At 63.4% G+C, this 26,593-nt stretch carries 28 protein-coding genes; 15 read left to right on the plus strand and 13 right to left on the minus strand.

What is annotated here, in order from left to right:
- Positions 1-506: 506 nt before the first annotated feature.
- Entirely contained in the window at positions 507-863 is a 357-nt protein-coding gene (locus AB4112_RS32715; RefSeq protein ID WP_441726059.1) for a hypothetical protein, read from the minus strand.
- A 163-nt stretch (positions 864-1,026) separates the two neighbouring features.
- Here AB4112_RS32715 and AB4112_RS32720 point away from each other — a divergent pair, with 163 nt between their 5' ends.
- The 9 genes from AB4112_RS32720 (at position 1,027) to AB4112_RS32760 (ending at position 10,522) form a co-directional block, all read left to right on the plus strand.
- On the plus strand, positions 1,027-1,215 hold the full coding sequence (locus AB4112_RS32720) for a hypothetical protein (RefSeq protein ID WP_441726062.1): 189 nt from the start codon (positions 1,027-1,029) through the stop codon (positions 1,213-1,215).
- 62 nt (positions 1,216-1,277) lie between these two features.
- On the plus strand, positions 1,278-1,706 hold the full coding sequence (locus AB4112_RS32725) for a hypothetical protein (RefSeq protein WP_441726065.1): 429 nt from the start codon (positions 1,278-1,280) through the stop codon (positions 1,704-1,706).
- Positions 1,707-1,768: 62 nt separating this feature from the next.
- Complete coding sequence (locus tag AB4112_RS32730; protein ID WP_441726068.1) at positions 1,769-2,032, plus strand: hypothetical protein; 264 nt, start codon at positions 1,769-1,771, stop codon at positions 2,030-2,032.
- A 269-nt stretch (positions 2,033-2,301) separates the two neighbouring features.
- Positions 2,302-3,219: a DMT family transporter gene (locus AB4112_RS32735; protein ID WP_441726071.1), complete on the plus strand. Its 918-nt coding sequence runs from the start codon at positions 2,302-2,304 to the stop codon at positions 3,217-3,219.
- A 258-nt stretch (positions 3,220-3,477) separates the two neighbouring features.
- Positions 3,478-5,625, plus strand: coding sequence for a DEAD/DEAH box helicase family protein (locus AB4112_RS32740; protein WP_441726074.1), 2,148 nt, complete (start codon positions 3,478-3,480; stop codon positions 5,623-5,625).
- A 7-nt stretch (positions 5,626-5,632) separates the two neighbouring features.
- The gene (locus AB4112_RS32745; protein ID WP_441726077.1) at positions 5,633-7,258 is read left to right on the plus strand and encodes an HsdM family class I SAM-dependent methyltransferase; all 1,626 of its coding nucleotides are present in this window, start codon (positions 5,633-5,635) and stop codon (positions 7,256-7,258) included.
- The gene (locus AB4112_RS32750) at positions 7,255-8,421 is read left to right on the plus strand and encodes a restriction endonuclease subunit S (protein ID WP_441726080.1); all 1,167 of its coding nucleotides are present in this window, start codon (positions 7,255-7,257) and stop codon (positions 8,419-8,421) included. The genes AB4112_RS32745 and AB4112_RS32750 overlap by 4 nt, the downstream gene beginning before the upstream one ends.
- Positions 8,418-9,293: a hypothetical protein gene (locus AB4112_RS32755; protein WP_441726083.1), complete on the plus strand. Its 876-nt coding sequence runs from the start codon at positions 8,418-8,420 to the stop codon at positions 9,291-9,293. Before AB4112_RS32750 ends, AB4112_RS32755 begins: the two co-directional genes overlap by 4 nt.
- A 5-nt stretch (positions 9,294-9,298) precedes the next feature.
- Complete coding sequence (locus tag AB4112_RS32760) at positions 9,299-10,522, plus strand: DUF3644 domain-containing protein (protein WP_441726086.1); 1,224 nt, start codon at positions 9,299-9,301, stop codon at positions 10,520-10,522.
- Between the two features lie 26 nt (positions 10,523-10,548).
- Here the strand turns inward: AB4112_RS32760 and AB4112_RS32765 are convergent, their stop codons facing one another.
- Positions 10,549-12,327 carry a DUF262 domain-containing protein gene (locus AB4112_RS32765; RefSeq protein WP_441726089.1) on the minus strand — a complete coding sequence of 593 codons (1,779 nt, stop codon included), beginning with the start codon at positions 12,325-12,327 and terminating at the stop codon, positions 10,549-10,551.
- A gap of 399 nt (positions 12,328-12,726) precedes the next feature.
- On the opposite strand from AB4112_RS32765, the gene AB4112_RS32770 reads away from it, so the two are divergent.
- Positions 12,727-13,014, plus strand: coding sequence for a hypothetical protein (locus tag AB4112_RS32770; RefSeq protein ID WP_441726091.1), 288 nt, complete (start codon positions 12,727-12,729; stop codon positions 13,012-13,014).
- Positions 13,015-13,525: 511 nt separating this feature from the next.
- On the opposite strand, the gene AB4112_RS32775 is transcribed toward AB4112_RS32770, so the two are convergent.
- Positions 13,526-14,191, minus strand: coding sequence for a recombinase family protein (locus AB4112_RS32775; protein WP_441726094.1), 666 nt, complete (start codon positions 14,189-14,191; stop codon positions 13,526-13,528).
- 204 nt (positions 14,192-14,395) lie between these two features.
- On the opposite strand from AB4112_RS32775, the gene AB4112_RS32780 reads away from it, so the two are divergent.
- Complete coding sequence (locus AB4112_RS32780; RefSeq protein ID WP_441726097.1) at positions 14,396-14,956, plus strand: hypothetical protein; 561 nt, start codon at positions 14,396-14,398, stop codon at positions 14,954-14,956.
- 76 nt (positions 14,957-15,032) lie between these two features.
- On the opposite strand, the gene AB4112_RS32785 is transcribed toward AB4112_RS32780, so the two are convergent.
- The 4 genes from AB4112_RS32785 to AB4112_RS32800 form a co-directional block, all read right to left on the minus strand.
- A complete protein-coding gene (locus AB4112_RS32785) occupies positions 15,033-15,926 on the minus strand; it encodes a hypothetical protein (protein WP_441726100.1) in 894 nt (297 codons plus the stop codon).
- Between the two features lie 194 nt (positions 15,927-16,120).
- Positions 16,121-16,363 (minus strand): hypothetical protein, encoded by a 243-nt coding sequence (locus AB4112_RS32790; RefSeq protein ID WP_441726103.1) that lies wholly within the window; start codon positions 16,361-16,363, stop codon positions 16,121-16,123.
- Positions 16,360-16,851 carry a hypothetical protein gene (locus AB4112_RS32795; RefSeq protein WP_441726106.1) on the minus strand — a complete coding sequence of 164 codons (492 nt, stop codon included), beginning with the start codon at positions 16,849-16,851 and terminating at the stop codon, positions 16,360-16,362. The genes AB4112_RS32790 and AB4112_RS32795 overlap by 4 nt, the downstream gene beginning before the upstream one ends.
- A complete protein-coding gene (locus AB4112_RS32800; RefSeq protein WP_441726109.1) occupies positions 16,848-17,546 on the minus strand; it encodes a hypothetical protein in 699 nt (232 codons plus the stop codon). Before AB4112_RS32800 ends, AB4112_RS32795 begins: the two co-directional genes overlap by 4 nt.
- 156 nt (positions 17,547-17,702) lie before the next feature.
- Here AB4112_RS32800 and AB4112_RS32805 point away from each other — a divergent pair, with 156 nt between their 5' ends.
- Positions 17,703-19,445 carry a recombinase family protein gene (locus tag AB4112_RS32805; RefSeq protein ID WP_441726112.1) on the plus strand — a complete coding sequence of 581 codons (1,743 nt, stop codon included), beginning with the start codon at positions 17,703-17,705 and terminating at the stop codon, positions 19,443-19,445.
- A 312-nt stretch (positions 19,446-19,757) separates the two neighbouring features.
- Complete coding sequence (locus tag AB4112_RS32810; protein ID WP_309797058.1) at positions 19,758-21,290, plus strand: class I adenylate-forming enzyme family protein; 1,533 nt, start codon at positions 19,758-19,760, stop codon at positions 21,288-21,290.
- Between the two features lie 21 nt (positions 21,291-21,311).
- Here the strand turns inward: AB4112_RS32810 and AB4112_RS32815 are convergent, their stop codons facing one another.
- From AB4112_RS32815 to AB4112_RS32825, 3 genes are all read right to left on the minus strand, one after another.
- Complete coding sequence (locus tag AB4112_RS32815) at positions 21,312-21,614, minus strand: SCP2 sterol-binding domain-containing protein (RefSeq protein ID WP_309797060.1); 303 nt, start codon at positions 21,612-21,614, stop codon at positions 21,312-21,314.
- 35 nt (positions 21,615-21,649) lie between these two features.
- Positions 21,650-22,777, minus strand: a complete 1,128-nt coding sequence (mnmA, locus tag AB4112_RS32820; protein WP_441726115.1) for a tRNA 2-thiouridine(34) synthase MnmA — start codon at positions 22,775-22,777, stop codon at positions 21,650-21,652.
- A gap of 331 nt (positions 22,778-23,108) precedes the next feature.
- Positions 23,109-23,804 (minus strand): hypothetical protein, encoded by a 696-nt coding sequence (locus AB4112_RS32825; RefSeq protein WP_441726118.1) that lies wholly within the window; start codon positions 23,802-23,804, stop codon positions 23,109-23,111.
- 10 nt (positions 23,805-23,814) lie between these two features.
- Between AB4112_RS32825 and AB4112_RS32830 the strand changes: the two genes are divergently transcribed.
- A complete protein-coding gene (locus tag AB4112_RS32830) occupies positions 23,815-23,964 on the plus strand; it encodes a hypothetical protein (RefSeq protein WP_441726121.1) in 150 nt (49 codons plus the stop codon).
- 36 nt (positions 23,965-24,000) lie between these two features.
- Here AB4112_RS32830 and AB4112_RS32835 read toward each other — a convergent pair whose 3' ends face one another.
- From AB4112_RS32835 to AB4112_RS32845, 3 genes are all read right to left on the minus strand, one after another.
- Positions 24,001-24,567, minus strand: coding sequence for a GNAT family N-acetyltransferase (locus tag AB4112_RS32835; RefSeq protein WP_441726124.1), 567 nt, complete (start codon positions 24,565-24,567; stop codon positions 24,001-24,003).
- Between the two features lie 170 nt (positions 24,568-24,737).
- Positions 24,738-25,094 carry a cupin domain-containing protein gene (locus AB4112_RS32840; protein WP_309797068.1) on the minus strand — a complete coding sequence of 119 codons (357 nt, stop codon included), beginning with the start codon at positions 25,092-25,094 and terminating at the stop codon, positions 24,738-24,740.
- A gap of 148 nt (positions 25,095-25,242) precedes the next feature.
- Positions 25,243-25,677: a cupin domain-containing protein gene (locus AB4112_RS32845; protein ID WP_441726128.1), complete on the minus strand. Its 435-nt coding sequence runs from the start codon at positions 25,675-25,677 to the stop codon at positions 25,243-25,245.
- Positions 25,678-26,117: 440 nt separating this feature from the next.
- Between AB4112_RS32845 and AB4112_RS32850 the strand changes: the two genes are divergently transcribed.
- Positions 26,118-26,585, plus strand: coding sequence for a VOC family protein (locus tag AB4112_RS32850; RefSeq protein WP_441726131.1), 468 nt, complete (start codon positions 26,118-26,120; stop codon positions 26,583-26,585).
- The last annotated feature ends 8 nt before the right edge of the window (positions 26,586-26,593 follow it).

Genomic DNA, 26,593 nt, shown 5'->3' on the forward strand with positions numbered 1-26,593 from the left:
ATGCTGGTAGCCGTAGAAGGCCTGGCTTGAATGCGTCTTGGAATGACGTGGAGGGGCTCTCAGGGGACGTATGAGGATCAGCGTGAGGAAGAGAATGGGGGGCAATAACTACAGGGTCGATTTCCGAGTCACCCTCCACAGCTCGATAAGGCATTGAACCATTGGCCAGATCGGCAGATTCCGACTCTGCCTCGGTCTTCGCATTCTCAGAAGAATTCTGCGCAGGAGCGGATGGATATTCTCCGGCGGAGCAATTCTGAAGATCCACGTCGCTATCTGATTCGGTGATACCGGCCGCGTTTAACATCCGCGTCAAATCGGCCAAAATGTCATGGATGGAGCCGCGCTGACGGCTAGTATGCTGGCCGTCGGTGACTTGAAGAATCGCCATGAACTCTCTTCCCCGCAGGAGGGGTATTGATCTGCTCTAGCCGTTTCTCCACAGCCGGAGACCAATAACTCTGTTGATATCGATGGTCGCCGCTCGAATCGCAGCGGCCACTTCATTAGCTAGGGATGCCGTCTGGATTGCTCGCCTTAGCGAGCTCATACAGCTCTTCGTCATAATCGGGCCGCTCTATTTCTTCATCGATCCAGCCCTTTTCTATCATCAGGGCGTGGTGCTGCTTCACAGTCGGCAGTAGCCGCCGGAGTTCTTCCTTCAACTCGTCTACATTCGCCCTGAGCGCCGCCAGATCAGCGAGTTCTGCGGGATCGTGAGCGTCGGGGCCGGGAGATAGGGCCACCTCGCACGCCAGCTTCACGAATCCGCCGACCGTCATGCCTCGCTCCTTTGCGGCAATCCGGACACGCTCCGGCAGATCGATCGGGATACCTCTTATGTTCCAGTGAGTGGTTTCCATTGAATCCTCGCGCGATGTCTCCGCCGAATATGCGCGTGCACTGATTGTGAGTCAATCGTGCATTTCCTCTTGCGTTAACCGAAGAGTGTACGTATGGTTCACGTATCGCTTCAATGCGATGCGCCGGCGCGATTCCCGCCCGGCGGTAAACTGGAGAATGGGAATGAAGGTTCGCATTGCGATCGAAGCGATCGACGACCGCTTCGAGGGGGAGGGCTTTACCCTCGACGAGATCAAGGAACTCTATGTCCAGATGTACGAGGAGGGGGCGCTGCGGCTCGATGACGAATACAGCGGTGGCCTCACAATCACCGTGACTCCGGTCGAAGACAACGGGTCTCTGACCGCCTAACTACCTGCAATTGCAGATGCAACGGCCGGGGATTGCCCCGGCCTTTCTTTGAGGATGACCCATTGAACAGCATCAGTGATATTCATTCCCGTGAGGATCGCGCCCGCCATCGGGCCAAGCAACTCGGCTTTAAACTCTTCAAGAGCCGGCGGTCTGACAGGATATGGGATGGCCGGGTCTATGATATGGCCGAGGCCTTGGATCCCAATCAGCTGAAGTACCACCGGAACACGCTCGAGGAGATCGAGATCATACTCAAGCATTTGAGCAAGGAACCTGGGGATCTCCTGGAGCGCGCATTCAAGGCCTACCGCGACGGAGGTATGTCCCTCGAGCCGGCCACCAGATCCTGTTACGTCATTCCGGCCAGCGATGCGGCGGGTCGCCGTCCAACTGCCGTCCTGGTAAACCACTGCAGGGAACTCGCGCGGTACGAGTGGACAGGTCGTCGCCTCGTTCGGGTGCCGATTGATCCCGCCCTCGCCGCCTGATCCGCGGGTATGAAGATTGGCATGGCCGGCGCTGGGCGCCCGGCCCAATCATGTGAGGACCAATGAGCATCGCAAAGCGCATTAACATCACCCGCGACACCAAGGATATGAGCCTTGACGGCTATGACCCCGCCTTCCTTGCCGGGGAGGAGTTCGCCAAGCTCACCATCTATCTGCCGGTGTCGGTTGTCCGCGCTGTCGACAAGGCCGCAGAAATGAACGGCGTCAGCACCTCGCGCTTCATGATGGAGGTGCTCGCGAAGGGGGCGAGATCGGCCCTGGCGCCGACGGCTGCCTCGGCGCCGACGGTGACCACGACGCATTGAAATAAGCGCCCTAGCTCGACACAACTCGGCTCGCCTCGGCTCAACTCTCTTCACCGCCTCTCATCTCCCCTCGACTCGCAATAGAAGGGCCGCGCATGCGCGGCCCTTCTGTTTTCTAGCTACATCGTCCGGATTGGCGCTAGGCAGTCCACTGCCGGCGTGTTCACCGGCTTGAGTGCGCTCCAACGTTTCGACGGAAACCGCAGCGTCGGGGCGCGACTTGCGCCCACGCGCGGAGCATGGTCGGGCCACTCACAGAGGAGGCCCCCATGCCCGCCAACGACCGCACCACGCCGCCCGTCATCGACTATCTGCTTTTGGCGCTACTCGCTACCCTATGGGGCGCTTCCTACAGCTTCATAAAAGTTGGCGTCGCGACGATCCCGCCGGTGACGCTGATCGCGGCGCGCACCGTGATCGCCGGCGGCGTGCTGCTGCTGGTGCTGCGGCTACGCGGCATCCGCATGCCGACCGACGGACGCACCTGGCGGCTGTTCGGGTTCCAGGCGGTGATGAACAGCGTCATCCCCTTCACCATGATCGCCTGGGCCGAGACCAGCCTGGATGCCGGGCTGGCGGCGATCCTGAACTCGACCTCGCCGATCTTCACCTTCCTGATCACCTGGGCGGTGACCCGGCACGAGCCGGTGAGCGGGCGCAAGCTGTTCGGCGTGGTCGCCGGGGTCGCCGGCATCACCCTGGTGATCGGGCTAGACGCGCTGGGCGACGCCGGCCGGCAGGTGCTGCCGCAGCTGGCGATCGTGGCCGCCACGGTGTGCTACGCCGTCGCCGCCATCTTCGGCCGCAACTTCAAGGGGCTGGACCCGATGGTCCCGGCCGCCGGGTCGATGCTGTCGGGCGCCGCCATGCTGATCCCGCTGAGCCTGATCCTGGACCGGCCCTGGGCGCTGGCGCCGTCCGCCGGTTCCATCGGCGCTCTGCTCGGCCTGGCCCTGGTCTCGACCGCGCTGGCCTTCGTCATCTACTTCAAGCTGCTGGCGTCGCTCGGCTCGGTCGGCACCATGGCGCAGGCCTATCTCCGGGTGCCGGTCGGGGTGGCGATCGGCGTGGTCTTCCTGGGCGAGACCCCGGCCTCGACCGCGATGATCGGGCTGGTGCTGGTGGTGCTGGGCGTCGCCGCCATGACCCTGCCGGGCCGGGGCCAAGCGAGGCCTCGGCCGGCCTAGCAGGTGTTCGGGCGAATGCATGCTGCCGCTCTATCGAGGATCACCCCTAGCCCGGCATGAAGGAGATCTGATCCCCTCAACTCTTCGGCAGCGACCTAAGACCTTCGGCCAACACGGGCCGATGATACGCTCTAGGATCGCCGCAAGCGCCGCATCCAGGCCTGACCCGATTCGCTCATTGGCAAGAACAGCCTTTTGGTCCTAAGTTGTGCGATTGATTTGCATGAAGTTCGGATTTTAAGAGGGGGGCGCGCAGAAGTGAGCAATGAAGCGTTCGCGCGCGTCAAAATCGACCAACTTCTAAAAGACACTGACTGGAAGCTTACGGACGGCCACAGCGTGCGATTCGAATATCCGCTCGATGATGGTGGCAAGGCGGATTATGCGCTTTTCGATCGTCAGGGCCGTGGCGTTGCCGTGCTTGAGGCTAAGAGCACGAGCGTCAGTCTGAGCGCAGGCGAACTCCAGGGCCAGCGTTATGCCGATCAACTCGGCGTGCCGTTCATCTTCCTCTCCAACGGTGAGGAAATCTGGTTTCGGGACAAGGAGCAGGACGCTCACTTCCGTAAGGTCGAGACCATTTTCAGCCAGGATGATCTGGCTCGCCGGAAAGCCGCTGGGGACATACGACGGAGCCCGCTCGAAATCCCGATCGACAGCCGGATCGCCGGTGGCGGTGGCCGTCTGCATCAAACCGCCTGCATCGAGGCGATCTGCCGGGAGATCGTCAACGGGCGGCGCAAGATGCTCGTTGAAATGGCGACCGGCACGGGGAAGACCCGCACAGCGGCGGCATTGCTCAAGCGTCTGTTCGAAGCCAACTGGGCAACGCGAGCGCTGTTCGTGGTCGACCGCAATACGCTCGCTATCCAGGCAGAAGATGCGTTTGCGGAACATCTGCCGCATTTACCCTGCTACCGGGTGCCTCGTACCGGCCGCCGCTTCCAGGACGAGAAGCGTGTCACCATCGTTACTCTGCAAACTCTGGTTAATGAGTACGAGAAATACTCTTCTGGCTATTTCGATTTGGTCGTCATCGACGAGTGCCATCGCAGCATTTACGGCCAGTGGCGGCGCGCGCTTGATCATTTTGACGGCATCAAGATCGGTCTGACCGCCACGCCCTGTGTCATGCAGGATGCGCCGGACGTGGATGAGGAGGATCGCGTGGCGATCCGCGATACAATGCGGTTCTTCGAGGTCGATCGGCCGACCTACCGCTACACGATGTCCGAGGCCATCGCGGACGGGCACCTGGTTCCGTACGAGATTTATCGCGCCATGACGGCTCGCACGGCCGCGACCGAGGGCTTCTCCGTTACCCGAAGCGAAATCGATTGGGAGGCCCTGGACGACGCGACCCGCGCCGAGCTAGAAGCCCTATTCGCTGGGCGCGATCCACTGATCGTTGATCCAACTGCACTCGAACGGAAATTTACCATCCCGCAGCGCAACCGTGCCATGGTCCGCGAATATCGTGACGTTCTGGAGAACGGATATACCGGTCCGAACGGCGTCCGCCGAGCGCCCGACTGGGGCAAGACCATCGTATTCGCCGTTACCAAACGGCACGCGGAGACGCTGGCGCGAATGTTCGATGCCGTGTTTGCAGACAAGAAACCCAGCCCCACGACGCGCTATGCCGATTTCGTCGTTTCCGGCATGGGGCCGGACGACAGCGTGGACGGTCCGGCCAAGATCAAGCGCTTTAAAAAAGAGGAATTCCCGCAGATCCTAGTCAGCGTGAACATGCTCGATACGGGCTTCGACTGCCCGGAGGTGCGCAATCTGGTGATGGCGCGCTTCACCCATAGCTCGATTCTCTATCAGCAGATGCGTGGACGCGGCACCCGCCTGTCACCGGGCAAGGACCGCTTCACCATGTGGGACTTTACCGGCGTCACCCTGCGCCATGGCGATGACGAAACACCTGGAGAAGGTGGTGTTATCGTCGTGCGGCCCATGGATAAACCACAAGGCCAGCCGCGCCGAATGCTCACGCTTGACGTACATGACGAGATCGACCCGACCACGCGCGAATGGGTCACGGTGGACGAAACCGGCCACGCTTTCATGGATGTCGACGATGCCCACGCAGAGGCGTTAGGGGCCGCGTTCGAGACGTGGCTAGACGGCCAGGAATTCAACTCCGATCAGCTCCGCGTGCTGCACCTGATTAAGGAGCAGATCAAAGCAAACGCGGCGGAACTCACGCTGTTCGAAAGCTGGCGCTTCGATGCCCCGCCGCTCTCCATGAACGGCGGCTTTGAGCGCGCCCGTGCCGTCTTCAACGGCGAGGTGGAACTTGAGCGCGTTTTGATCAGCTTGAACCAAGGCGTGTTCGGCATCGCGTCGCGGTCTGCCCCCGGCGACGATCCCTCCCGGTCCGACAAACCTCTGAACTAAGGCCCAAATGTCCTTCACACCTGACATGCGCCGCAAGGTCGATCAGATACGCGATTATCTCTACGGCGGCGGATACCCCGACCCCCTGTCCAACGCAGAGCAGCTCAGCTTTCTATTCTTCTTCTACATGATCGAAGGCATCGACGGGGCCAATGTGCGGCAAGCCAAGGCCACTGGCCGAGACTATGCCTCCCTATTCGCGGGCGAGTGGACACTGCGCAATCCGCTGAACGCGTCAACGAAGGGCCTGGAGGCGGTGCCGCGCGAGCGGATGCGCTGGTCGTCCTGGGCCAACGCCATGTCGGGCGAACAACTCGTCACCTTCGTGCGCGACGAAGTGTTTCCCTTCTTCGCCACCATTGGCGACGCCTTCGGCATGAGCTTCATGGCGCAGGCCCGGCTCGCGATTGATGAGCCTACCGTGCTCACCCAAATCGTGACCCTGGTAAACGAGTTGCGGCTGGAACAGGCCGACCCCGACACAAAGGGCGATCTGTTCGAGCATGTGCTGCGCCAGATCAAGCAGGCTGGCGAACTCGGCCAGTTTCGCACGCCGCGCCACATCATCCGCGCCATCGTCGATTTGGTCGATCCGAAGATCGGCGAGACCGTCTATGACCCTGCCGCCGGCACTGCCGGCTTCTTGGTGGCCGCCTATGAGCATATCCGCCTCGCCAATTCCTCGGCGAACGGCCGGGAGGTCGCGGAACTAGAGGGCAAAGAATTCGAGCGTGGGCATGGCGACCGGCTGAAAGACGCGCAATGGCGCAAGCTTCAGACCGCGACCTTCTTCGGCAACGATGTTGATCCCAAGATGGTCAGCCTCGCCAGCATGAACCTGGCGCTGCGTGGCCTGCCGGACGTGCGCATCCTGAAGCGCAACGTGCTGACCACCAGCTTCGACCGGCAGGCCAAGGCCGAAAAGGGGCTGCCGCTCGACGGCTATGACGTGATCCTGGCCAATCCGCCCTTCTCGGGTCGCCTCGACCGCGACCGCATCGTTGATGACGTGAAGATCGGGACGAGCACGGCGACCGAGCTACTGTTTGTCAAATACATGATCGACAACCTAAAGCCCGACGGGCGCTGCGGCGTGGTCGTGCCCGAGGGCGTGCTGTTCGGCTCCACCGGCGCGCACAAGGAGCTGCGCCGCATCCTCCTCCAGAACAACCGCGTCGAGGCGGTGCTGTCGCTACCCGGCGGCGTGTTTCAGCCCTATTCGGGTGTGAAGACCTCAGTGCTGGTCTTCGCCAAGGGCGGGCGCACCGAGCGGGTAATGTTCCTGCACGCTAGCAATGACGGCTTCAAGCTGGACGCCAACCACGACCAGCCGATCGAGGCCGACGACCTGCCCGGCCTGATCGCTGCGTTCAATAGCCGTGACGAGTTGTGGACTGATTGGCAGGCGCGCGATCCTGCCCAACCCTGGACAGAGAACTGGTGGTTCGCCGACGCCGGCGGCATCGAGCGGGAGGACTGGAACCTTTCGGCCCCTCGCTACCGACCCGAAAGCCGTGAGGCCGCCGAGCATCGCAACCCGCGCGAATTGCTAGAGGAATTGTATGAGGAGGTGGAGACCATCCTCGGTAACATTCAGACGCTCGCGGCGGAGATGCGGGGGCAACCGGCGTGAGTGTCGCCACCGTTGAACTCAGTCGTGTTTGCCGTTTGGATCGGCGCACGATCGTGGCTTCCGAGGCGCTGGGCAACGGGCTCGAATTCGTCGGCATGGAGCATGTCGATCCAGAAACGGGGCAGATCGCGGTCGGTCAAGGCTCTCGAACTGGGGAAGGCAAAGGGCAAGCCTTCCTGTTCGATGACCGTCATGTCCTATTCGGCAAGCTCCGACCGTACCTGCGGAAAATTGCGCTTCCCCGACAGCCGGGATGCGCCTCGACTGAGTTGGTTCCACTATTGCCGGACGCGAGCCGTCTCGACCGAGGCTATCTTTTTCACTGGGTTCGCCGGCAGCCCGTCATCGACACGTTGATGGCGAAGAATACTGGCGCTCGAATGCCACGCGCCGATATGTCGGTCTTGCTCGATATGCCCATCCCCGTCCCGCCACTCGACGAGCAGCGGCGGATTGTGGGGCTGTTGGACCTGGCGGCGGAGATCAGGCGCCGCGCCGACGCCGCCCGCGCCAAGGCCCGCGCCATCATCCCCGCCCTTTTCCTCGACACTTTCGGCGATCCCGCGATCAATCCCAAGGGATGGGATATCAGCGAGCTTGCTCGCGTGGCGGACATTGGCTCTGGCCTGACCAAGGGCCGCAAAATGAACGGCCAGAAGACTGAGGCGGCGCCATATCTGCGCGTTGCCAATGTTCAGGATGGCTACCTCAACTTGTCGGAAATTAAGATGATTGAGGCAACCGTAGCAGATATCGACAAATGTGTGCTTCGGAACGGCGATCTTCTAATGACCGAAGGGGGCGACCCTGACAAGCTTGGGCGCTGCGCCATCTGGCGCGATGAAGTCCAAGGCTGCTTACACCAGAATCATATCTTCAGAGTCCGAGTCGGGCCTCAATTATTGTCTGAGTATGCGGCGGCTTATATGCAAAGCGCTGCAGGAAAGTCATATTTCCTACGTGTCGCAAAGCGCACGACCGGAATAGCTTCGGTCAACAAGACGCAGCTAGGAGCATTGCCGGTACTGATGCCACCGCTTCCCTTGCAGGCTGAATTCGTTGCACACGTTCACCGTCTAAAAGCGCTCGCCCACCATCTCGACTCCGCCACTGCCAAAGCTGAGACCATGGCCGCCGGGCTGTCCGCCGAGGTGTTCGGATGACCTTCGACCGCGTTCAAGCGGCGTGGCATTACATAAACCGCGAAGTCTGGCGGCCACTATTCAATCGATTTCGCGACGCTCATCCCGATCTCCCGATAGAGGTCGTCCGTACGATGCTGGTGCGGACCCGTGGAATGCCGCAGATCTTCGTGGAGCCTGGGCTGGCGCCAGCCTTGGACAGGCTGCGGGGTGACGTAGCGACGTGTCTCGATCTGCCTGATGATGCCCGGTCGGCGCTCGCGCGGGTAAAGCCGCAGTTCTTTACCGGAGGCCGGGCAATCGCCGTGCTACTCTCTGACATCGCTATCGCCCTAAAGGCGTATGAGAACAACGAGCTGGATCAGTTTTATCTGGATCGCCTCGGCCGCTTCCTTCAACGCCATACACTGCACTATCGCCTAGACATCGCGCCATTGAAGTTGACGCCGCTTCTGCATGGCGAAATGGACGCCCTCTATGGTGGACTTCGCACAAGAGCCGCTGCCGATGTGCGTTTGCGGGAAGCGCTGACGGCGTTCGAAAACGCCTGGGAGCGCCAAGCGACGGATTGGAACCAGCTCAACGCGAAGGAGGCCATTCGGACCGCCTCCCTGCTAGCTGAGAACATGCTGGTATCGGCCTCGAACGGTCGCGAAAATGAGTTCAACCGAGCCTTGGTCCGGATGCGAAACGGCAATCGCTTCCCCAGCAATGATTTCGCAAACATCTTTGATCGGGCGTACACCTTCGCCAACAACTATCCAAACATCCGGCATCCGGGCGACGCAAGTTGCGTGAAGCGGGACCTCCGCAGGGAGGATGCAGTCCTCTCTGCCCTTGTCTTTGTAGGCCTCTCCGCGTGCGCCCACAATCTCTGCACTGACGACGGCTGAGCGCGATGCCGATCCGCAGGCGGGGCAACAAGCTCGAACGCTGGGAGATTGCGCTCATCAAGGCCATGGTTGTCGACGGGCGATGGCCGAACGATCAGGATATTCTCGCCTATTTCACCCGTCCGACGCGCTCGATCAATCACCGCGCAATCGGCGAGATTAGGACTGAGGCGAAGCATGCTGCCACCAAGCCGGCAACGGCTGAAGAATTGGACAGCTTCCTCGTCTACTGGCCGGAGGTAGACGCAGAAACGGGTTTGTCGATCCGCGGTGACGAACTGTTGATCAAGGCACGTGAGGCCATGATCGCGGCGGTTCATACCTTCAACAGCGCCGGTCTGACATTTCGCGCAGAATTGTTCATCGTCACCGCCGTTATTGCTTGGACCTATTTGCTCCATGCCTGGTTCAAGCGCGAAGACATCGACTATCGGCATGCAAAAATCCAGAACGGGGAAAAGGTGGTTCTCAAGACCCCGAGTGGCGCGGAAAAATATTGGGAGCTGTCCCAATGCTTGAAGCATGCTCGCTGCCCAATCGAGCCCGGAGCGAAGGACAATCTGGCTTTCCTCCTAGAACTCCGGCATGAGATCGAGCACCGCTCGACCAACCGCATCGATGAAGCGGTGAGCGCCAAGCTGCAAGCCTGCTGCATCAATTTCAACGACGCCATAAAGAGCCTCTTCGGAGCGCAATACGCCCTCGAGCGCCGCCTGCCGATCGCCCTGCAATTCGTGACCTTCAACCCCGACCAGCGCGCCCTGCTGAAGAAGGCGGGCACGCTGCCGCGTCATGTCGAAACGATGATGGACGAATTCGAGCGACATTTGACACCCGAACAGCAGGCCGATCCCCGCTTCGCCTTCCGCGTTTTCATGGTCCATAGGACCGCTAATCGCGCGCGAAGCGCCGACCTCGCGGTTGAGCTCGTCCCGCCCGGATCAGACATCGCGGATAAATTCAATCTGGCTCTGAAGGAGGTAGAGAAGCGGAAGTACCTGCCCAGCGAGATAGTTCGCACCATGAGGGCGGAAGGCTGGGACCGCTTCACGATGGATAGCCACACGAAGCTGTGGAAGCGACTGGCGGCGAAGGATCCGGCAAAAGCCTACGGCGCGGTCGCCGTGGGCAAGCAATGGTGTTGGTATGAGACCTGGCTCAATCGCGCCCGCGAGGAATGCCAACAACACCCCGACCAATTCCGGACGATGCCGCCAGCGGCCAAATGACACTGATGGCGATGACCAATATAGTGTCAGATAACGGCCTGCGTGACAGGCTTGGGTGTGGATAAACCGCCGAGCATCGCCATCAGTCGGGTCCGGAGGCGATCTTGTCTCTGATTGTAGAAGGCTTCGAAACCTTGGAGATCGGCAGAGAGTTCTCCGAGTTCGTGCTTTGTCAGATAGTGCTGTTGAGTCAAAGAATCTGGATGAATTCCTGCCAGCCAATCGTGCGGCATGGCTGCCCGCTTCTCATTGTTGGTGGCGCCTTCAAGCAATTGAAGATTCGGCAAGGTGTTGGCGTGACGCGCAAGCGCCTCGATACTTGCCGCATTGAATCCTTGCATGTGTAGTCGCGCCGGAGTGAATCGGGAGATTGGGTAGACGTGGTCAACGTGAAAATGATTGCGCAGGTCGACGAACGGAAAGAGCAGTGACAGAAGTGGAAATGTTCGCTTGTCGCCATACTCAATATATAGAAGATCTTCGATCTCGGCTGACTCGAACGCCAATGACTTGCCGCGCTGACTCATCACCTGGCGCAGTTGTTCCACCGGGAAGGCCGAAGGGTCAGCTGACTGGATCACCTCACGAAGCGCTGTGAGCAGTGTGTCGAGGCCGCTTCCCCATATGCCCGATGCCTTGATGATTGATCTCACAAGCCAGCCCCGAATCGCTTCCCGGTCGTCAGCGAACTGGCTATGGGTCACGTAGTTATTGGGGGCGTTCCGCTTGTAGAGGTAGTAGGCGATTGGCAGGAGTGCGCTGTCGGCTCTCAATGTCTGTCCGTTCAGGCCGAAGCTTGAGGCGAGTTCAACGGTCCGAACCAACGCCGCCCTAATCACCGGCCAGTTCGATTCCAGGGCTAGCATGTTGGCCGTCGTGAAGTTCTCGACCTTGAATCCTACGGAGGCGATATCCGCCAACATGAGCCCGGCCTTGAGCACAAAGTCCTGGCTGAGCGCGAAGCCTGTGCCGATGCGATTTAGTTCGTCAACAAGCTTGTGGATTTCGGCACGGGCGTCGACCTGCTTCCACTGTGCAACGGCAATGCTGAGCAACAGATCCGAATAGGAGAGGATCGTGCCTCCCGAGTTGAGGCGAATGAAGATGTTGAGCACGCGTTCAAGATCCTGCGCCTCTTCCTCGTAGTAGTTGATCAGGTTGTGGGAGTGAACAACGCGATGGAGGCGATCGAGGATGGCGTAGGCACCTTTAAGGGCGTCACCCTGGAGACCGCGCTCCATGAGGGCCGAGAGCATCGTAGGCCCGTCCTCCATCCCAAGGACGTCGGGCACCTTGAACCATTGCGCGCCTTCTTCCCTTGCTGCCTGCTGGTCATCCAGGAACTTGAAACGATAGCGAACGCCGTCCTCATCGGGAGCAGGCGGTGCGAGCAAGTCCAGCCGCAGCGTGCGCATAGGGAATGCGTCGGGGTTCGTCCACCATTTGTTCGGCTGCTTGATGGCCATCGATCCGCGTAGGCCTATGTTCAGCGCTGTTAGCCGCTGCTGACCGTCGAGCACGGCAGTGACGCTTTGTTGTTGAAGCTTGCCCAGCTCAGGGCAGTGTGCCGCGTCTCGCTGATGGTAGTTCAGGACGAAGTCGTAGAACTTGAACTTGCCACTGGTTGCCGCATCAACCCTCCAAAATAAAAAGGTGCCGAACGGATAGCCTTGCATCAAGCTATCGAAAAGACGCTCGATTTGCTCCGGCTTCCAAACAAATTCACGCTGAATTGCAGGCAGGACATAACTCTTGTTCTGAATGCGATTGAGCGCCTCTGCTATTGTTCCCCCCGGCTTGTACAAATTGGTTCTCCTTTGCTTTATTCTCAAAACGATTAAATCGGATCAGCCCGACCAATATGGAATGGAACATAGCGCGGAGCCGGAACGGTCGACAATGCCTATGAGCTAGAATCTCTCCATTTGCTCTTCTCGTCTGCGGCCAAAAGAAAGCCGTCGCGGCGCACCAGTCTCGACAACTCGCCGGGTCCAAAATGAAGAGCAGTGGGAAGCAGGGCACCGTCGAGAGCGAGGCGAGGAGAGCCTGGCGCCGTAAATCGAGCTGATGCCGAGCGTGCAGCGCTCTTCTGAACAATTTGCGAGGTGTGCGGGACCTATCATTGACTCGCGCTAAGAACATCCCACATTTCGGGTACTGCAGCGATATCTGCAGGGTGTCTGGAATATAAGAAGGAAATTAGTATGTCGGACGAATCGCGACGAGAAGCTGGTGAAAGGGCTGTAAAGAAGTGGGCTAAAAGAGGGCATCGTGGATATGTCTTAGGTATTGTCCGGGCGATAAAGGCAGGCAAGAAGTCGAATAACAAAGACGATAAGGTGTTTGGAAAGATTGGCAAAAATGGACAGTATTTGTGGAGTCATCCCCTTTCCACTGGCGTCGCATTTGATAGCGACTTCTGGAATGGAAAGGCGAAGGTCAACATCCGGCGACTCATCAGATCCGGTAAGGTGATATTCGTCGACCTATAGTTATCGATCGCACTATATCTACCTGATTGGAATTGATTTGTCGTTTCCTCTAATGAGTTCCCGGCCCGCGAGACTCTTCTCGCGGGCCTTGTTCTTCGCCTTTGTCTACTTTAGCATTTAATCTCCATACGCCTTCCTGATTGTGAGATCTTCTCCTTTGTGAAGCGCGTCAGCTTGTCGGCCCGATCGAGGATAACCGGCGAGGCCAACAGGCATGCGCATACGAGCAGACCAAACCGAACGCGGCGTGCGTAGTTGTCAGGTTTTTGCCCCACCCGCAGAGAGAATGTATAGGTATGCCTCGCGCTAGGGGGCGGTTCTTTTTTCCACACCGCAGGCAGGCCGGGGCTTCCCGCCGTCAGGAGAGCAGAGAGGCCATGTCGGCGGTGCCGCGGCCGACAACTGGTGACCGCCATCGACAACCCCGCGACAACCCCATCGAGCAGACATGAAAAAAGCGCTCGGGCCGAAGCCGGAGCGCCTGGTCGGGCGTGGAGGGTGGAGCGGCCCGCTAAGACGGAGCGAGCCGCCGGAGCATTCGCTGCGTCTGCGTCGTGGTCCATGAACCGCCACGCGGTGCCGGGACGCTTCGCTCGTTCAAGGCCCAGGCGATGCCGGTCGCGCTGGTGACGCCCCGGGCGCGTATGTCGCTGATGATGTGCTCGACGTCGTGCGCGCGAGCCTGGGCCGCCAGAGAGCGCGCAGCAGCGCTGCGAGACCTACCCACAGCATGATTGCTCAGATTGCTCGGAGTGCCGAGCTGAACGCCCCGTGCCTTCGCCGCGGCCAACGCCGCTTTCGTCCGGGCGCTGATCCGCTCGCCCTCGTCCTCGGCGATCAGCGCGAGAATGCCGACGGTCAGCCTGTTGGCGTTCGGTTGGTCGACGGCAACGAACTCGATACCGGCATCCCGGAGGTTCAGCAGGAACGCCGCGTTGCGTGCGAGCCGATCGAGCCGAGCGATCACGAGCGTTGCGCCGGTCGCCCTGCACGTCGCCAGAGCGTGTTTAAGCTCAGGCCGATCGTTGCGCTTGCCGGACTCGACCTCGACGTGCTCGGCGAGTTGCTGTCGTTCGCCGAGGTATTGGTGAATGGCTGCACGCTGCGCCTCGAGGCCGAGGCCGCTGTCGCCTTGCCGCTTGGTGCTGACCCGGAGATAGGAGACGAACCGCTGCATGGAATTGTCCAGTCACATTTAGTCAAACGAGCGTCTGAGCAAATGTAACAGCTCGCGAGTCGACGGGTGATCATCTAAGTATCTGAAATTACCTTTGATATCTCCGCTTGGAGCGCGGAGCGAGACCGCAGAAGTCGCGGAGCAGGTTCCGAGTCGCGCCTGCGAGAATCCTCGTGTTGAACATCTCCAGCCGAGGAAATTGACATGCCGACCAAGACCGCGCTCAAGGGTTCCGTCACTGTCGCCGCCACCGAGAAGAAGCCTGAGGTGCAGGCCATCTCATTGCATCAGGTTGACCCGGCCGCTGTGACGCTCTCGCAGGACCGCACCAAGAAGCTGCCGTTGCCGAAGGTCTTCTTCATGGAGGCCGACCCGGCGAAGATCGCGAAGGCGAAGGGCCATCAGGTCGACCCGTCACGGCCGGCGAGTTGGTCGCCGGTGATGCCGAACCTCGACCTGCTGGCGAAGAGCGGCAACCCATTCCCGTCGGACGCCAAAGACGAGACCGTCGTCACCCAGGACCGCTACCGGCCGCTGGTCGCTGTCTGCCGGGCCCTCTGGGAGGCTCTGCAGAAGAACAGCGCCGGAGGGCAGTGGATGATGCCGGGCAATCCGAAGGTCATCGCCGAGATCACGAAGGCCGCCAAGATCGATAATCCCGACGCTAAGGGCTGCATCCGGGACACGTTGCGCGACTTGGCCCTGTACGGCCTGGTCGAGAAGGGCGCGATCGGCCCGATGAGGGCATATCGGCTGCGCGCCTGATCACTGCAAGCACGTCCAGAGCCACAGAACGGGGCTGCGCTTGTCGCGGCCCCGTTCGTTTGTCTGCATGATCGGATCAGCTCCTGGGGCGCCGGAGACGCTGAGGATCACCCTTGATAGCGTGAACGATCGCGTCGACGAGATACTTGTCCGTGTCCTGTAGGGCCGGCCGGAGACCGACGTGCTCGGCTATCTCCCTGAGATGGCGCCGGCCGTGACTGCTGGTGCGCGCCTCAAGCCAGGCACGCAGCTCGCCACGAGTTGGCAGCAGCACCGCTGCATCGATCGGAGATAGGAGAGATGGCGTTGTGGAACATGGCAACGGTTCGTCAGGACCGGCCTTCGGCTCGCCATCAGGAAGGTCTTCCACATCATCTTCTTCCCCGAAGGTCCCAAAGAAGGCTTGGCTCCCCGCCTCCCTGACCGCCCGTTCTTCGTCCGGCGTCATTGTCAGGAGCTGAAGTTGGGAATGGTCGGCAGCTGCATCCGGGCGGTACAGCAGCGCGGCGGTGAGTTGGAAAGCCGATCCGAGCGCTCGCATGTAACCCGAGAGGGCGGTGGGACCGTGATTCCCGGCGTTGCGTTCCAGCCCTTTGTAGGCTTCCTGGATCACCAAGAGGGACGCCTTCAGGGTGCCTCTGGCCGCTGCCGTGAGATACTGGTCCCGAATGCCGTCGGGCAGCCAGTCCTCACCGTCGCTTTCCACCTGGGCGGACGCTGACGTTGTTGGTGTGAGAGGCTGGGGAGCCGAAGTCTCGGCCGCTGTTGCCTTGGAGGGCTGTTGCATTGCGAGCTGGGCCGCTTCGCTCAGATCAGGTGGCACTTTGACCTTGGTCCATCCCCTGCTCAGGAACGCTTGGCGGACGGCCTGGCGGGAGACGCCCAGTTCATCCGCAATGTCTTGATAGGACAGGTTGCCGTCCGCCCAGGCCCGATGATGTCGGTCGGAGAGGTCCTTTAGCCTCCCCACCCGAGCCGATCCCAGCCCGCGATCCTCGCCCGATCCCGATCCTTGTGCGACAGTTCCCGGACCCCGACCGCGAGCCGATCCCAGCCCTCGACCCCCGAGCCGATCCCGGCCCTGCGCCTGGGCCGATCCCGGCCCTTCCAGATCGTCGTGCCAGGTCGGTGCCGGCCGATCACCAGCGGACGTTCCCAACCCCTTTACTCCTTTGCGCCGGCGGCCAGGGCAGCTTGGATCCGTTCCGTGCCACGGCGCCGATCAACCTCGGCCCGGGCCTGAAGCGCAGCGACGTCATCGAGAATCCGCTGGCGTTCGGCGGCGCGAGCGGCTGCGCGCTCCCGTTCGCCATTTAGTTTCAGCAGCTCACGGATTTCATCGGAGGTCACATTGTCCGAGTCCGCTAGCACGAGGCGGTAGAGCTGATTGAAACGATCGTCGCTCATGCCGCAGTCCTCCGGCGAACAGCGATGAGCCGGGACAGGGCATCGAATTCTCCCTGAACCTCGACCAGCGCTTCGCCAAGCATGGCCAACGCTTCAACAGGATCGCGCTTGAAGGCTGCGGCGATGCCGTCCACATCCAGATCATCGAGCACCGCCAGTCCCTCGCCGACAGGCATGTCGTTCTCGTCGAGCAGGCCGATCATGTCGATGAACGCAAGTCGGATCGAACTGCGCAGAGCTCCGACAAGTTCCCACGACCTCGTCGCCGGAAGCCAGCGCACCCATGCCGACGCCAGTTCAGGCAGCGCTTCGACAAGACCAACTCGGGGAAAATCCTTCGCGATGGACCAGCCGGTCGACCGAGACATGTTCATCGCCTGGGCGATGACTTCGACAGGCGTTGTCGGCATGGCGGCCACCGTCACCGCGAAGGAGAGGCGCCGAGGATAGCTTACTTCGGTCCAGCGCTTGCGAGGGGTGACGGTCATCGCGCGGCCCCCACAATCTCGACGATCTGCGTCAATCGAACCTGCACGGCCTGAAGATCCTTCTGGGCCTGGGCGAGATCGTCTGCCAAGCGGGTGACGATCGCGCGGGCGCGAATCTCCTGCCCCTCTTCTGCGAGCCGCCTCAACGTCTGTGGACTCGTGGCCTCGGCGGCAAGGCGATCAATCTCAATTCGAAGCGCCCGGAGTCCATCGCGATGCTGCTCGAATACCTCCTCCAACTTGTTGAGGTCTATCACGGCTGCATCAATGGGCGCGCGATCGAACAGAAAATCGGTCCTCGGATCATCGAGCGCCTTAACTAGCCGGAGGACTTGGCTAAAGGTGCGCTTCTGGCTCAAGCGGATGGCATCGTCGACATCTGCGCCAAGGCCGCGCAAGGAATCGGCGTCACCGCGGTCAGTCGCGGCGCGTCCATCTTTCTTCACGATGGCGGTCAACCGCTTCAGCTCTGCCTGGGCCTTCCGGGTCACTTCCGACTGATCATCGATCGCACGACGGACCACATTCAAGAAATGGTCACGAGCGATCTCCGGATCGATCAGCGTTGCTGAAATCGTCATTCGAAAGCGATCGCCAACGATCGTTGGCACACCGGAAACACTAACGCCGTCGATTACGTGCGTTCCTGCCGCTTGATTATACCCATCACCGATTGCGGCGAGGGTTTTGCTCATAACGTGTTGCTTCATAAGAACCATCTGCGTGACTTGTACTTTAAATAACTTACCCTCTAGTGGATTCGCGGTCAAATTGGGCTCAGATGGTGGATTGCAGAGGCGTCGCGATCGTGCTCTGTACGAACTCGATGCGTCGCGACACGGGGGGAACGGGTGGAAAAGATTGCAGCGATCTACTGCCGGGTTAGCACCCTGACGCAGGCTGGCGACGATCGGATCAGCTTGCATGAACAGAAGGCAGAGTGCCTGCGCCAGGCCAAGGCCGAAGGCTACGCAGTGCCGGCTGAGCTTGTTTTTGAGGATGCGGGTGTTTCCGGCACGAAGGACGAGGACGAGCGCCCTGCGTTCGGAGCGATGCTTACGGCCGCGCGGAAAGGGCGATTCAGCCGGGTGTACATCCTGCGCCTTGATCGGCTTGGACGAGATCAAGCGATCACTGCCGGAGCGCTGAAGGAGCTAGCTCGCTTCAAGGTTGAATGTCGCAGCATCTCGGAGCCCGACCTCTCCCACCCGCTGTTGCGATCGGTGCTCACTGGCGTTGCCGAATATGAGCACGGGCTGATCCTCACGCGCACTCGCAGAGCGAAGGAGGCGAAGCGCGCCGAGGGGAAGTTCATCTCGGGTCAGCTTCCCTATGGGCATCGTCGGGGGAAGGGCCAGACGTTGGAACTCGATCCCGAAGAGGTGGTCGTGCTGCGTCGGATCTATGCCGAGGCGATCCATGGGCATGGGCGGATTTTTATCGCCCGGATGCTCAACGCCGAGAACATCATCCCGCCGTTGGTTTCGATCAGGGTTCCGGGGAAGGAGCGCATTCTTCGGCTGCGGTCGAACGAGATCGGCGGATGGCACGGCCTTGATGAGTTTCTTCGCGAGCATGGCGCGGCTGTCGTGCGGGCGCCGAAGTGGTCAGAAGGGACCGTGACGAAGCTGCTGTCAAAGACAGTCAACTTCGGGGAGGTCAACGGCCGGCCAGTGGTTGTCAATCCGTCGCCCGCGATCTCTCGCCAGACATGGGAGAGGGCGATAGCAGCCTCAAAGGGGCGCGTTTCGAGGAAGGACGACAAGCCGGGGCTCAAGCCCAGGAAGCCGGCACTTCTGATCGGGCTGCTTCGGTGCGACTGCTGCAGACATACCTATACGCAGCACATCGGCGGGCGGAGCAGGTCGGTTCGATCCTACGTCTGTCTCGGCAAGCGGCGGGGCAAGGGCGAGTGCGACAATCCAAACCTCTCGCTCGAGGCTGCAAACGCGTACGTGATTGCGTGCGTTGTGCCGTACTTGACCAGACGGCTCGCCAGGGACTCGTTTAGAGCATTCCTAATGGCCGCGGGCGGCCGAAAGATCGACGACATGCAGAGTGCGCTAGCGGCCGCCCAGCGCGCTCTAAGCGAGCTGGAGAGCGAACGCAAAGCGCTGTCGGGGACGATCGTCGACATGAGGCGTCTCGGGCTGGGCGAAGATGACCTTGAGGACTTCGCTGTCCGGATCATGGAGATTACGCCGCAGATCAGCAGCCGGCGACGGGAGGTTGAGGGCCTGATGGATGATCTGTCGCGCTCTCGCGCTGATCTGGCGGCCGATGGGGATGAGGCAGACGATGCCGCCGAGCATGCTGTCGACGCCCTGTGGCTCGTTGAGGGCGAAGATGGCGACCTTACCAACCCGGTGCCGCCCCGCGAGATCCTGCGCGCGGTCGTCAAGGAGGTGCTGGTGCTCAAGGACAAGACCTTGAAGATCGAGCTGGACGAGAGCGACGACGCCCTGATGCGAGTCGTCCGGTTGCTGTCGGCTGCTTCCCTGGATGCGGTCCGTAAGATCGATGCGGCGGCAGCACTGCGCAAGCCGGTGAACATTGAGGGGCTGGAGGACGAGTTGGCCCCGATGCTTAGGTGAGTTGTCATAGCGCATAGAGCTTCATGAAGGTGTAGGAGGCGCCCCACAGGGTGGCCAGCAGCGCCAGCAGCAGGTAGTCGCTCAGCGGCGGGCTGGCGCGGTCGGTGGCGGACATGAGGGCCTCCTTCGGTCTTGGTGGCCCGACCATGCCCTGCGCGCGGGCGACTGTCGCGCGCGGACGCTGCGGCTTCCATCGAAGTGTCGCGGGCGGGGCGGCTACGGTCGTAACCCATCAGCCGGGCGCCGACATCATCGTGCAATCGCGAGCGCCCAGCTTTCCACCGTCGCAATGCCTCCTTTGAGGATGATGAGATGGCGGATCAGGATATCTGGGCGGCCTTGGCCGCCGGGACCGGCGCGTCCGGGCTTCACGGCCTCATGGCCGCGAAGGCGGCGGAGACGCCGGACGCCTTTGCCTTCCGGTTCGGCGACGACGTCTGGACGCGGGGTCGCTTCGCGGCCGAGGTCGAGCGCGTCGCCCGGCGCCTGCTGGGGCTGGGCCTGCGCCCTGGCGACCGGCTGGCCTTCCATCTGAAGAACGGGCCGGAGCTGGCGATCGGCTATTTCGCCTGCTTCGCCACCGGCATCATCGCGGTGCCGCTGAAGCCGGAATGGAAGACAGCGGAGCTGGCGGCCCTGCTGCGCCGGCTGACGCCGGCCTTCTACATCGGCCACCGAGATCTCCATGAGAGGATCGCCCGCCTCGACGAGTCGATCCTGCGGGTCGAGCGGCGGCTGGTGGTCGATTCTCCCGGGGATTTCCAGGCCTGGTCGCGCGACGGCGCCGGCGGCCCGGCCTTGCCGGCCACGGTGGATCTCGACGCGCCGGCGGTCCTGCTCGGCACCTCCGGCACCACGGCGGAGCCGAAATTCGTCACCCATTCCCAGGCCACGCTGGCCCACGCCATGCAGATGACGGCGGCCATCGTCCCGGACGGCGAGGTGACGCTGGCGATCGCCAATCCGATGACGCACATGTCCGGCTTCTTCACCACGGTCCGCTGCCTCACCCTCGGCGCGGGCTTCGTGCTGATCGAGCGCTACGACCCCGAGCTGATCCTCGATGTGGTCGAGCGCCATCGCTGCACCTTCGTGCTCGGCATGGCCTACATGTTCGGCGAGCTGATCGAGGCGCAGAAGCGGCGGCCGCGCGACGTCAGCTCGGCCAAGGTGTTCATCTCGACCGGCGATGTCGTGTCGATCGAGCTGCAGCAGCGCTTCAGGGCCGCCTTCGGCATCCGCCTGCTGTCGGTGTGGGGCGCGACGGAGGTGGTGGGGGCGGTGACGGCGGGCCCGGTCGACGGCCCGGTCAGCACCCCGCTGCCCGGCCTCGAGTTCCGCCTGGCCGACGATGACGGCGAGCCGGTGGTGCCGGGACAGGTCGGCGAGCTGCTGCTGCGCGGCCCGAACATCGCCATCGGCTACTGGACCGGGCCGGGGCAGGTCGAGAGCGGCCGGCGGAACGGCTGGTTCCATACCGGCGACCTGATGCGCCGGGACGCGGACGGCAACCTGTGGTTCGTCTCGCGCAAGAAGGAGATGATCATCCGTGGCGGGGTGAACGTCTCGCCGGTGGAGGTCGAGCTGGTGCTGATGTCGCATCCGGCGGTGCGCGACGCCGCGGTGATCGGCATCCCCGATGCCGTGCTGGGCCAGCGCGTCCGGGCGCTGGTGCAGCTGGCGGACGGCCATGGCAACGACAATTTCCCCGGCATCATCGACCATGTCAGCGAGCGGCTGGCCGACTACAAGGTCCCCGAGACGCTGCAGGCGGTGGAGTCGATCCCGCGCAACACGCTGGGGAAGGTCGATCGCCGCGCGGCCTCGGCGCTGGGCCGGGCCTGATCGCCCGGCCCGGCCGGACCCTCAATCGTCCAGCAGCGCCGCCAGCTTCATGCCGACGGTCAGGGACCCGTTGGCTTTGATCTTGCCGGTCATGTAGGCCATGGTCGGGCTCAGACTGCCGTCGACCATGCGCCGCAGCGTCTCCGACTTCATGGTCAGGGTGACGTCGGCCGGGGCGTCGCCGATGGTCACGGCCGGGGCCGGGCCGGTGCCGTCCAGCACGATGAACCCGTCGGCGCCGAGGTCGAACTTGACGCGGGCGTCGAGCGCGGGGCCACCGGCGGCGCGGCCGCGCACGGCTTCGGCGAGGGCGTCGAGCGACATGGGCAAAGGTCCTTTCTGTCCCCAGGGAATGCAGGTCAGGCGGCGGCGCGCTCGGCCCGGGCGATGAAGCCGCCGCCGAGCATCCGGTCGCCGTCATAAAGCACGGCGGCCTGGCCCGGCGCCACCCCGTGCTGCGGCGCATGCAGCTCCAGCACCGCGGTGTCCGGGCCGGTCAGCATGACCGTCGCCGGCACCGCCGCCTGGGCCGACCGCAGCTTGGCCTCGACCAGCCGGCCTTCGGGCCCCGGCGGCGCGTCCAGCCAGTTCAGCTCCTGCAGCGCCACGCTGTGGCGGGCCAGCGCCGCGCGCGGGCCGACGATGACGCGCTTGGCCTCGGGGTCGAGCCGGACGACGTAGAGCGGCTCGTCGTCGCTGCGGCGGCCGCCGATGCCCAGGCCCTTCCGCTGGCCGATGGTGTAGTGGACGATGCCGGGGTGGCGGCCCAGCACGGTGCCGTCGAGATGCACGATCTCGCCGGGGCCGACTGCGCCGGGGCGCAGCCGCGCCACCACCTCGCCGTAGCGGCCCTCGGGCACGAAGCAGATGTCCTGGCTGTCCGGCTTGTCGGCCACCACCAGCCCCAGCCGCGCCGCCTCGGCCCGGGTCGCGGCCTTGGGGTTGCCGCCCAGCGGGAAGCGCAGGAAGCCCAGCTGCTCCGCCGTGGTCGCGAACAGGAAATAGCTCTGGTCCTTGGCCGCGTCGACGGCGCGGTGCAGCTCCGGCCCGGCCGGCCCTTCGACCCGGCGGACATAGTGGCCGGTGGCCAGGCAGTCGGCGCCAAGGTCGCGGGCGGTGTCCATCAGGTCGCGAAACTTCACCCGCTGGTTGCAGCGGATGCAGGGGATCGGGGTCTCGCCGCGCAGGTAGCTGTCGGCGAAATCGTCCATCACCGCCTGGCCGAAGCGGCTCTCGTAGTCCAGCACGTAATGCGGGAAGCCGATGCGCTCGGCCACGGTGCGCGCGTCGTAGATGTCGGCCCCGGCGCAGCAGGCGCCCTTGCGCTGGATGGCGATGCCGTGGTCGTAGAGCTGCAGCGTGATGCCCACGACGTCGTAACCCTGCTCGGCGAGCTGGGCCGCGACGACGGAGCTGTCCACGCCGCCGGACATGGCGACCACGACGCGGGTCGCGGCCGGGGGCTTATCGAAACCGAGTGAGTTCATGGCGGGGTGAATATAGGGATCGCCGCCGGTTTCGGAAACCTGCCCGTTCGGGGGCCGGGTATTCGGGGGAGGGGGCGGGGAGGGGGAGGGACGAGATTGAACGAGAGTCCTCCCCCTCCCCCTGCGGGAGGGGGCAGGGGGAGGGGGTTCTCCCGGCCAGAACCGGCCGGAGCCCGCCGCCGATTGCCGGGTGCCAAAGCGCCATCGGCGCGCGGACGCGCGCAGACCCCTCCCCCTACCCCCTCCCGCAAGGGGAGGGGGGTGAGGAAGGTGCTGCCGGTCGAGCGGATGGACGGCGAATGGACGAAATGAGCGCAACCATCCTGTCGGCTCAACTGCTGTCCGGCTGCGGCGGTTTCCGGCCGGGCGGAGCGGGCTTGCCGGGTTCGGGCGCTTCGGGGGCCGGGTCGGGCGGTTGCTCCGCGCCGCGATCGTCCTGCTTCAGCAGCCGGTAGGACTCCCAGTCGGCGCCGGAATACCCCGGGTCCAGCCAGGCCGGGTCGGGGTGGATGCCCATGTCGCGGCACAGGTGGAAGACGATCTCCTCCAGCGGGTGCTCGGCCAGGGCCAGGCAGGTATCGATCTCGGGGTCGTCGACCAGCCGTTCCCACAGCCCGGCCACCGAGGCCTTGGCCTGCTCGGTGTCCGGCCCGCGGTCGTCGGCGAGCGAGCAGACGACGGCGCGGGCCACCTGGTGGCGGCGCTTGGTCTTGTCCTCGGCCCGGGCGCGGCCGGCGGCGGCGGCCTTGTCGGCGGCCTCGCGGCGCTGGCGGGCGAGCTGGGCCTGCAGCGCCACCGCGCGGCGCACGCCGCGGGCGGCGCGGTCGAAGGCGAGCCCGAATTCCTTGGCCTTGGCGGCGTCGTCGGCCCTGGCGGCGGCCAGCAGGGCCTGGTGCATGATCTCGGCCTGCTCCATCGCCATCTCGGCCAGCCGGTCGAGTTTTTGGGCACCCCGCTCCGCCCGATCCCGGTCGGGATCGGCTGGGGCGGCGTCGGCGCCTGTGGTGACGGAGTTCGGCTCGTCCATGGAACATATCATGAACAAGACGATTCGTTATCGCAATGAACAAATTGTTTATGCGCTGGCGCTCAACCCCCAATCGTCATTGCGAGCGCAGCGAAGCAATCCATCGAGCAGCCCAAGCGGCGCCATGGATTGCTTCGTCGGCTTCGCCTCCTCGCAATGACGAAGAGGGGCGCGGGCCGCCCCTACCGCCCTCCGGTCACGGGCACTGCATCAGATAGGCCTCGCCCGTCACCCGCAGCATCGGGTGCGGCACGATGGTGCAGGAATCGACGATGCGGAAGCCGTGGCGTTCGTAGAAGCGCCGGGCGCCGGTGTTCGAGGCGTAGTCGATCAGGCTGAGGCCGGCGAGGCCGAGATCCGCGGCGCGCTGCCGGGCCGCGTCCAAGAGCCGGGTGCCCAGCCCCTGGTTCCGCCAGCCCTCGTACAGCGCCAGGCTGGAGATGTAGAGCGTGCCCGGGATCTCCAGCCTTGCATAGGGCGCCAGCACCGGGTCGGTGGGCGGGGAGGGGTCGGGGTCCGCCACCATGGGATAGCTGTGCAGCATGCCGGCGACCTGCCCGTCCGCCGTCGCCATCACGCAGTTCTGGTAGGAGAAGTCGGTGTTCTCCCTGGAATAGCGGCCGGTGCCGACCTCCAGCAGGTCCTGGCCGGGCGCCGCCAGCTTGCTCCAGATGTAATCCGCCGCCCCCTCCGAGGAGATCCGGAACAGGGCGGCGATATCCCTGGCATCCGCGCGCGTGGCGGGGCGCAGTTCGAACGGCATGGTCGACTCCGATACGCTTGTGTCACCGGCCGCCCCCACACCCCTTTCGTCATTGCGAGCGCAGCGAAGCAATCCATCGGGCAGCCCGAACCGGCGCCATGGATTGCTTCGTCGGCTGCGCCTCCTCGCAATGACGGAGAGGGGGGCGGGCCTCCCGGCGGAAGCCGGCCTCAGGCGAGCTTGATGGCGAAATGCTTCTGCACGGCCTCTTCGATCCGCCACACGCCGGTGAAGCCGGGCTCGACCGCGAAGGCGTCGCCGGGGCCGACCTGCACCGGGGTGCCGCCATCGGGGGTGATGGTGATGCGGCCGCGGATGATGTGGACGAACTCGTAGCGGGCGTAGGTGGCGTGCCAGCTGCCCGGCGTCGCCTCCCAGGTGCCGGAGATCATCGACCCGTCGGCCGATTTGTGCTGCACCCAGGTCTTCATCGTCGGCTTGCCCTCGACCACGCGCCAGCCTTCGAGGTCGGTGGTGATGGGCTCGCCGCCGGGGGCCCCCAGCTTCACGATCGTCTCGGTCGCCATGACTGTCTCCGCATCTGGGTCGGCCGGCGCCGGATGCGCCGCTCATGCCCGGCCGCGACTGTGCCGAGGACCGTGAGGAAAGGCCACCCCCGGCGCGACCATGACTGGCGCGGGATCGTCATTGCTCTGTTGTCGGGGAGAGCCGCCGTCAGCCCTTGGGCGCCGGCATCACCGGCACCAGCCCGTGGCGCAGCATGACCTCCTTCATCCGTGCCGGGTCCGGCGCGCCGCTGTCGATCAGGGCGGCCATCTCGCGGAAATAGCCGGGGYCGAGCACGCCGGGGGTGAGCACCGAGAGGCAGGTGGCCCGCGCCGGGCTGTCGTTGCGGAAGGCATGGACGATGCCGCGCGGGATGAACAGCGATTGCCCGGGCCCGACCGCGACGTCGCGGCCGTCGACCTGGAAGGTCAGCGTGCCCTCCAGCCCGTAGACGGCCTCGTCCCAGCTCTCATGGTAATGCGGCACCGGCATGCGGGCGTTCGGCTGCACAATCATCCGGAACATGTCCAGGCTGCCGCCGGTGTCGTCCTTGCTGTGCAGGAACTCCAGCACCAGCCCGCCCATCCCGATCGTCTCGGCCATCTCGGTCACCTCCCCTGGGCCGCGGTTGCCTCCGCGTGTCCGGCCAGGGTGCGCGCTCCCGCCGGCGCCGGCAATGGGTGGGGCAGAGCTGTTGCCGGCCTATCGCGTGGCCTCTTCCGCAAGCGAGAGCTTTTCAGAATAGACCGAGCCCGCTTTTTTCTTGTCCCCCCTCCCCTTGCGGGAGGGGGCTAGGGGGAGGGGTCTGCGCGCGCCCGCGCGCGAATGCGTAAAGGACAGGCTTCGCCGTCGGAGCCAAATTGCCAGAGTTCGGGCCGGTTCTGGGCATCGAGAACCCCCTCCCCCTACCCCCTCCCGCAAGGGGAGGGGGACTCTTTTTTTGACTGCGGCCGATATCGTTGCGAGCCTCCAACAAGCCGCCGGCTTGGCCGTCGCCCCGCCGCGGCGGTATCATGGGCCCCAGGCAGCCGGAGGACATTGTGATGGCCGAGGCGACGGAGGCGGGCGCGCCCAAGGCCTGCGCCATCGGGTTCAACCACATCGCGCTCGAGGTCGGCGACATCGACGCGGCGCTGGAATTCTACGGCCGGCTGTTCGACTTCACCCTGCGCGGCCGGTCGAAGACCGCCGCCTTCATCGATCTCGGCGACCAGTTCCTGGCGCTGCAGCAGGGCCGCCGCCAGGGGCCGGACGACGGCCGGCATTTCGGGCTGGTGGTCGACGACAAGGCGGCGGTGCGCGCGGCGCTGGAGGCGGCTGGGGTGGCGGTGCTGCCCGGCCGGTTCCTGGATTTCCTCGACCCCTGGGGCAACCGCATCGAGATCGTCGGCTACGACGCCATCCAGTTCACCAAGGCGCCCGACGTGCTGCGCGGCATGGGGCTGTTGCACCTGGAAAAGACCGACCAGGCGATCAGGGAATTGACGGAGAAGGGGATGGGGCCAGGGTGAGTATTGCC

Origin of the sequence: Inquilinus sp. 2KB_23 (assembly GCF_052115705.1) — a bacterium.
GTDB lineage: Bacteria > Pseudomonadota > Alphaproteobacteria > DSM-16000 > Inquilinaceae > Inquilinus > Inquilinus ginsengisoli_A.

Coding starts and splice junctions, on each gene's coding strand:
- AB4112_RS32810 (WP_309797058.1), top strand. CDS start 19,758: ATGGCGGATCAGGATATCTGGGCGGCCTTGGCCGCCGGGACCGGCGCG.
- AB4112_RS32780 (WP_441726097.1), top strand. CDS start 14,396: ATGCCGACCAAGACCGCGCTCAAGGGTTCCGTCACTGTCGCCGCCACC.
- AB4112_RS32730 (WP_441726068.1), top strand. CDS start 1,769: ATGAGCATCGCAAAGCGCATTAACATCACCCGCGACACCAAGGATATG.
- AB4112_RS32790 (WP_441726103.1), bottom strand. CDS start 16,363: ATGAGCGACGATCGTTTCAATCAGCTCTACCGCCTCGTGCTAGCGGAC.
- AB4112_RS32775 (WP_441726094.1), bottom strand. CDS start 14,191: ATGCAGCGGTTCGTCTCCTATCTCCGGGTCAGCACCAAGCGGCAAGGC.
- AB4112_RS32830 (WP_441726121.1), top strand. CDS start 23,815: ATGAACAAGACGATTCGTTATCGCAATGAACAAATTGTTTATGCGCTG.
- AB4112_RS32760 (WP_441726086.1), top strand. CDS start 9,299: ATGCCGATCCGCAGGCGGGGCAACAAGCTCGAACGCTGGGAGATTGCG.
- AB4112_RS32720 (WP_441726062.1), top strand. CDS start 1,027: ATGAAGGTTCGCATTGCGATCGAAGCGATCGACGACCGCTTCGAGGGG.
- AB4112_RS32755 (WP_441726083.1), top strand. CDS start 8,418: ATGACCTTCGACCGCGTTCAAGCGGCGTGGCATTACATAAACCGCGAA.
- AB4112_RS32840 (WP_309797068.1), bottom strand. CDS start 25,094: ATGGCGACCGAGACGATCGTGAAGCTGGGGGCCCCCGGCGGCGAGCCC.
- AB4112_RS32795 (WP_441726106.1), bottom strand. CDS start 16,851: ATGACCGTCACCCCTCGCAAGCGCTGGACCGAAGTAAGCTATCCTCGG.
- AB4112_RS32715 (WP_441726059.1), bottom strand. CDS start 863: ATGGAAACCACTCACTGGAACATAAGAGGTATCCCGATCGATCTGCCG.
- AB4112_RS32815 (WP_309797060.1), bottom strand. CDS start 21,614: ATGTCGCTCGACGCCCTCGCCGAAGCCGTGCGCGGCCGCGCCGCCGGT.
- AB4112_RS32745 (WP_441726077.1), top strand. CDS start 5,633: ATGTCCTTCACACCTGACATGCGCCGCAAGGTCGATCAGATACGCGAT.
- AB4112_RS32735 (WP_441726071.1), top strand. CDS start 2,302: ATGCCCGCCAACGACCGCACCACGCCGCCCGTCATCGACTATCTGCTT.
- AB4112_RS32825 (WP_441726118.1), bottom strand. CDS start 23,804: ATGGACGAGCCGAACTCCGTCACCACAGGCGCCGACGCCGCCCCAGCC.
- mnmA (WP_441726115.1), bottom strand. CDS start 22,777: ATGAACTCACTCGGTTTCGATAAGCCCCCGGCCGCGACCCGCGTCGTG.
- AB4112_RS32835 (WP_441726124.1), bottom strand. CDS start 24,567: ATGCCGTTCGAACTGCGCCCCGCCACGCGCGCGGATGCCAGGGATATC.
- AB4112_RS32800 (WP_441726109.1), bottom strand. CDS start 17,546: ATGAGCAAAACCCTCGCCGCAATCGGTGATGGGTATAATCAAGCGGCA.
- AB4112_RS32770 (WP_441726091.1), top strand. CDS start 12,727: ATGTCGGACGAATCGCGACGAGAAGCTGGTGAAAGGGCTGTAAAGAAG.
- AB4112_RS32850 (WP_441726131.1), top strand. CDS start 26,118: ATGGCCGAGGCGACGGAGGCGGGCGCGCCCAAGGCCTGCGCCATCGGG.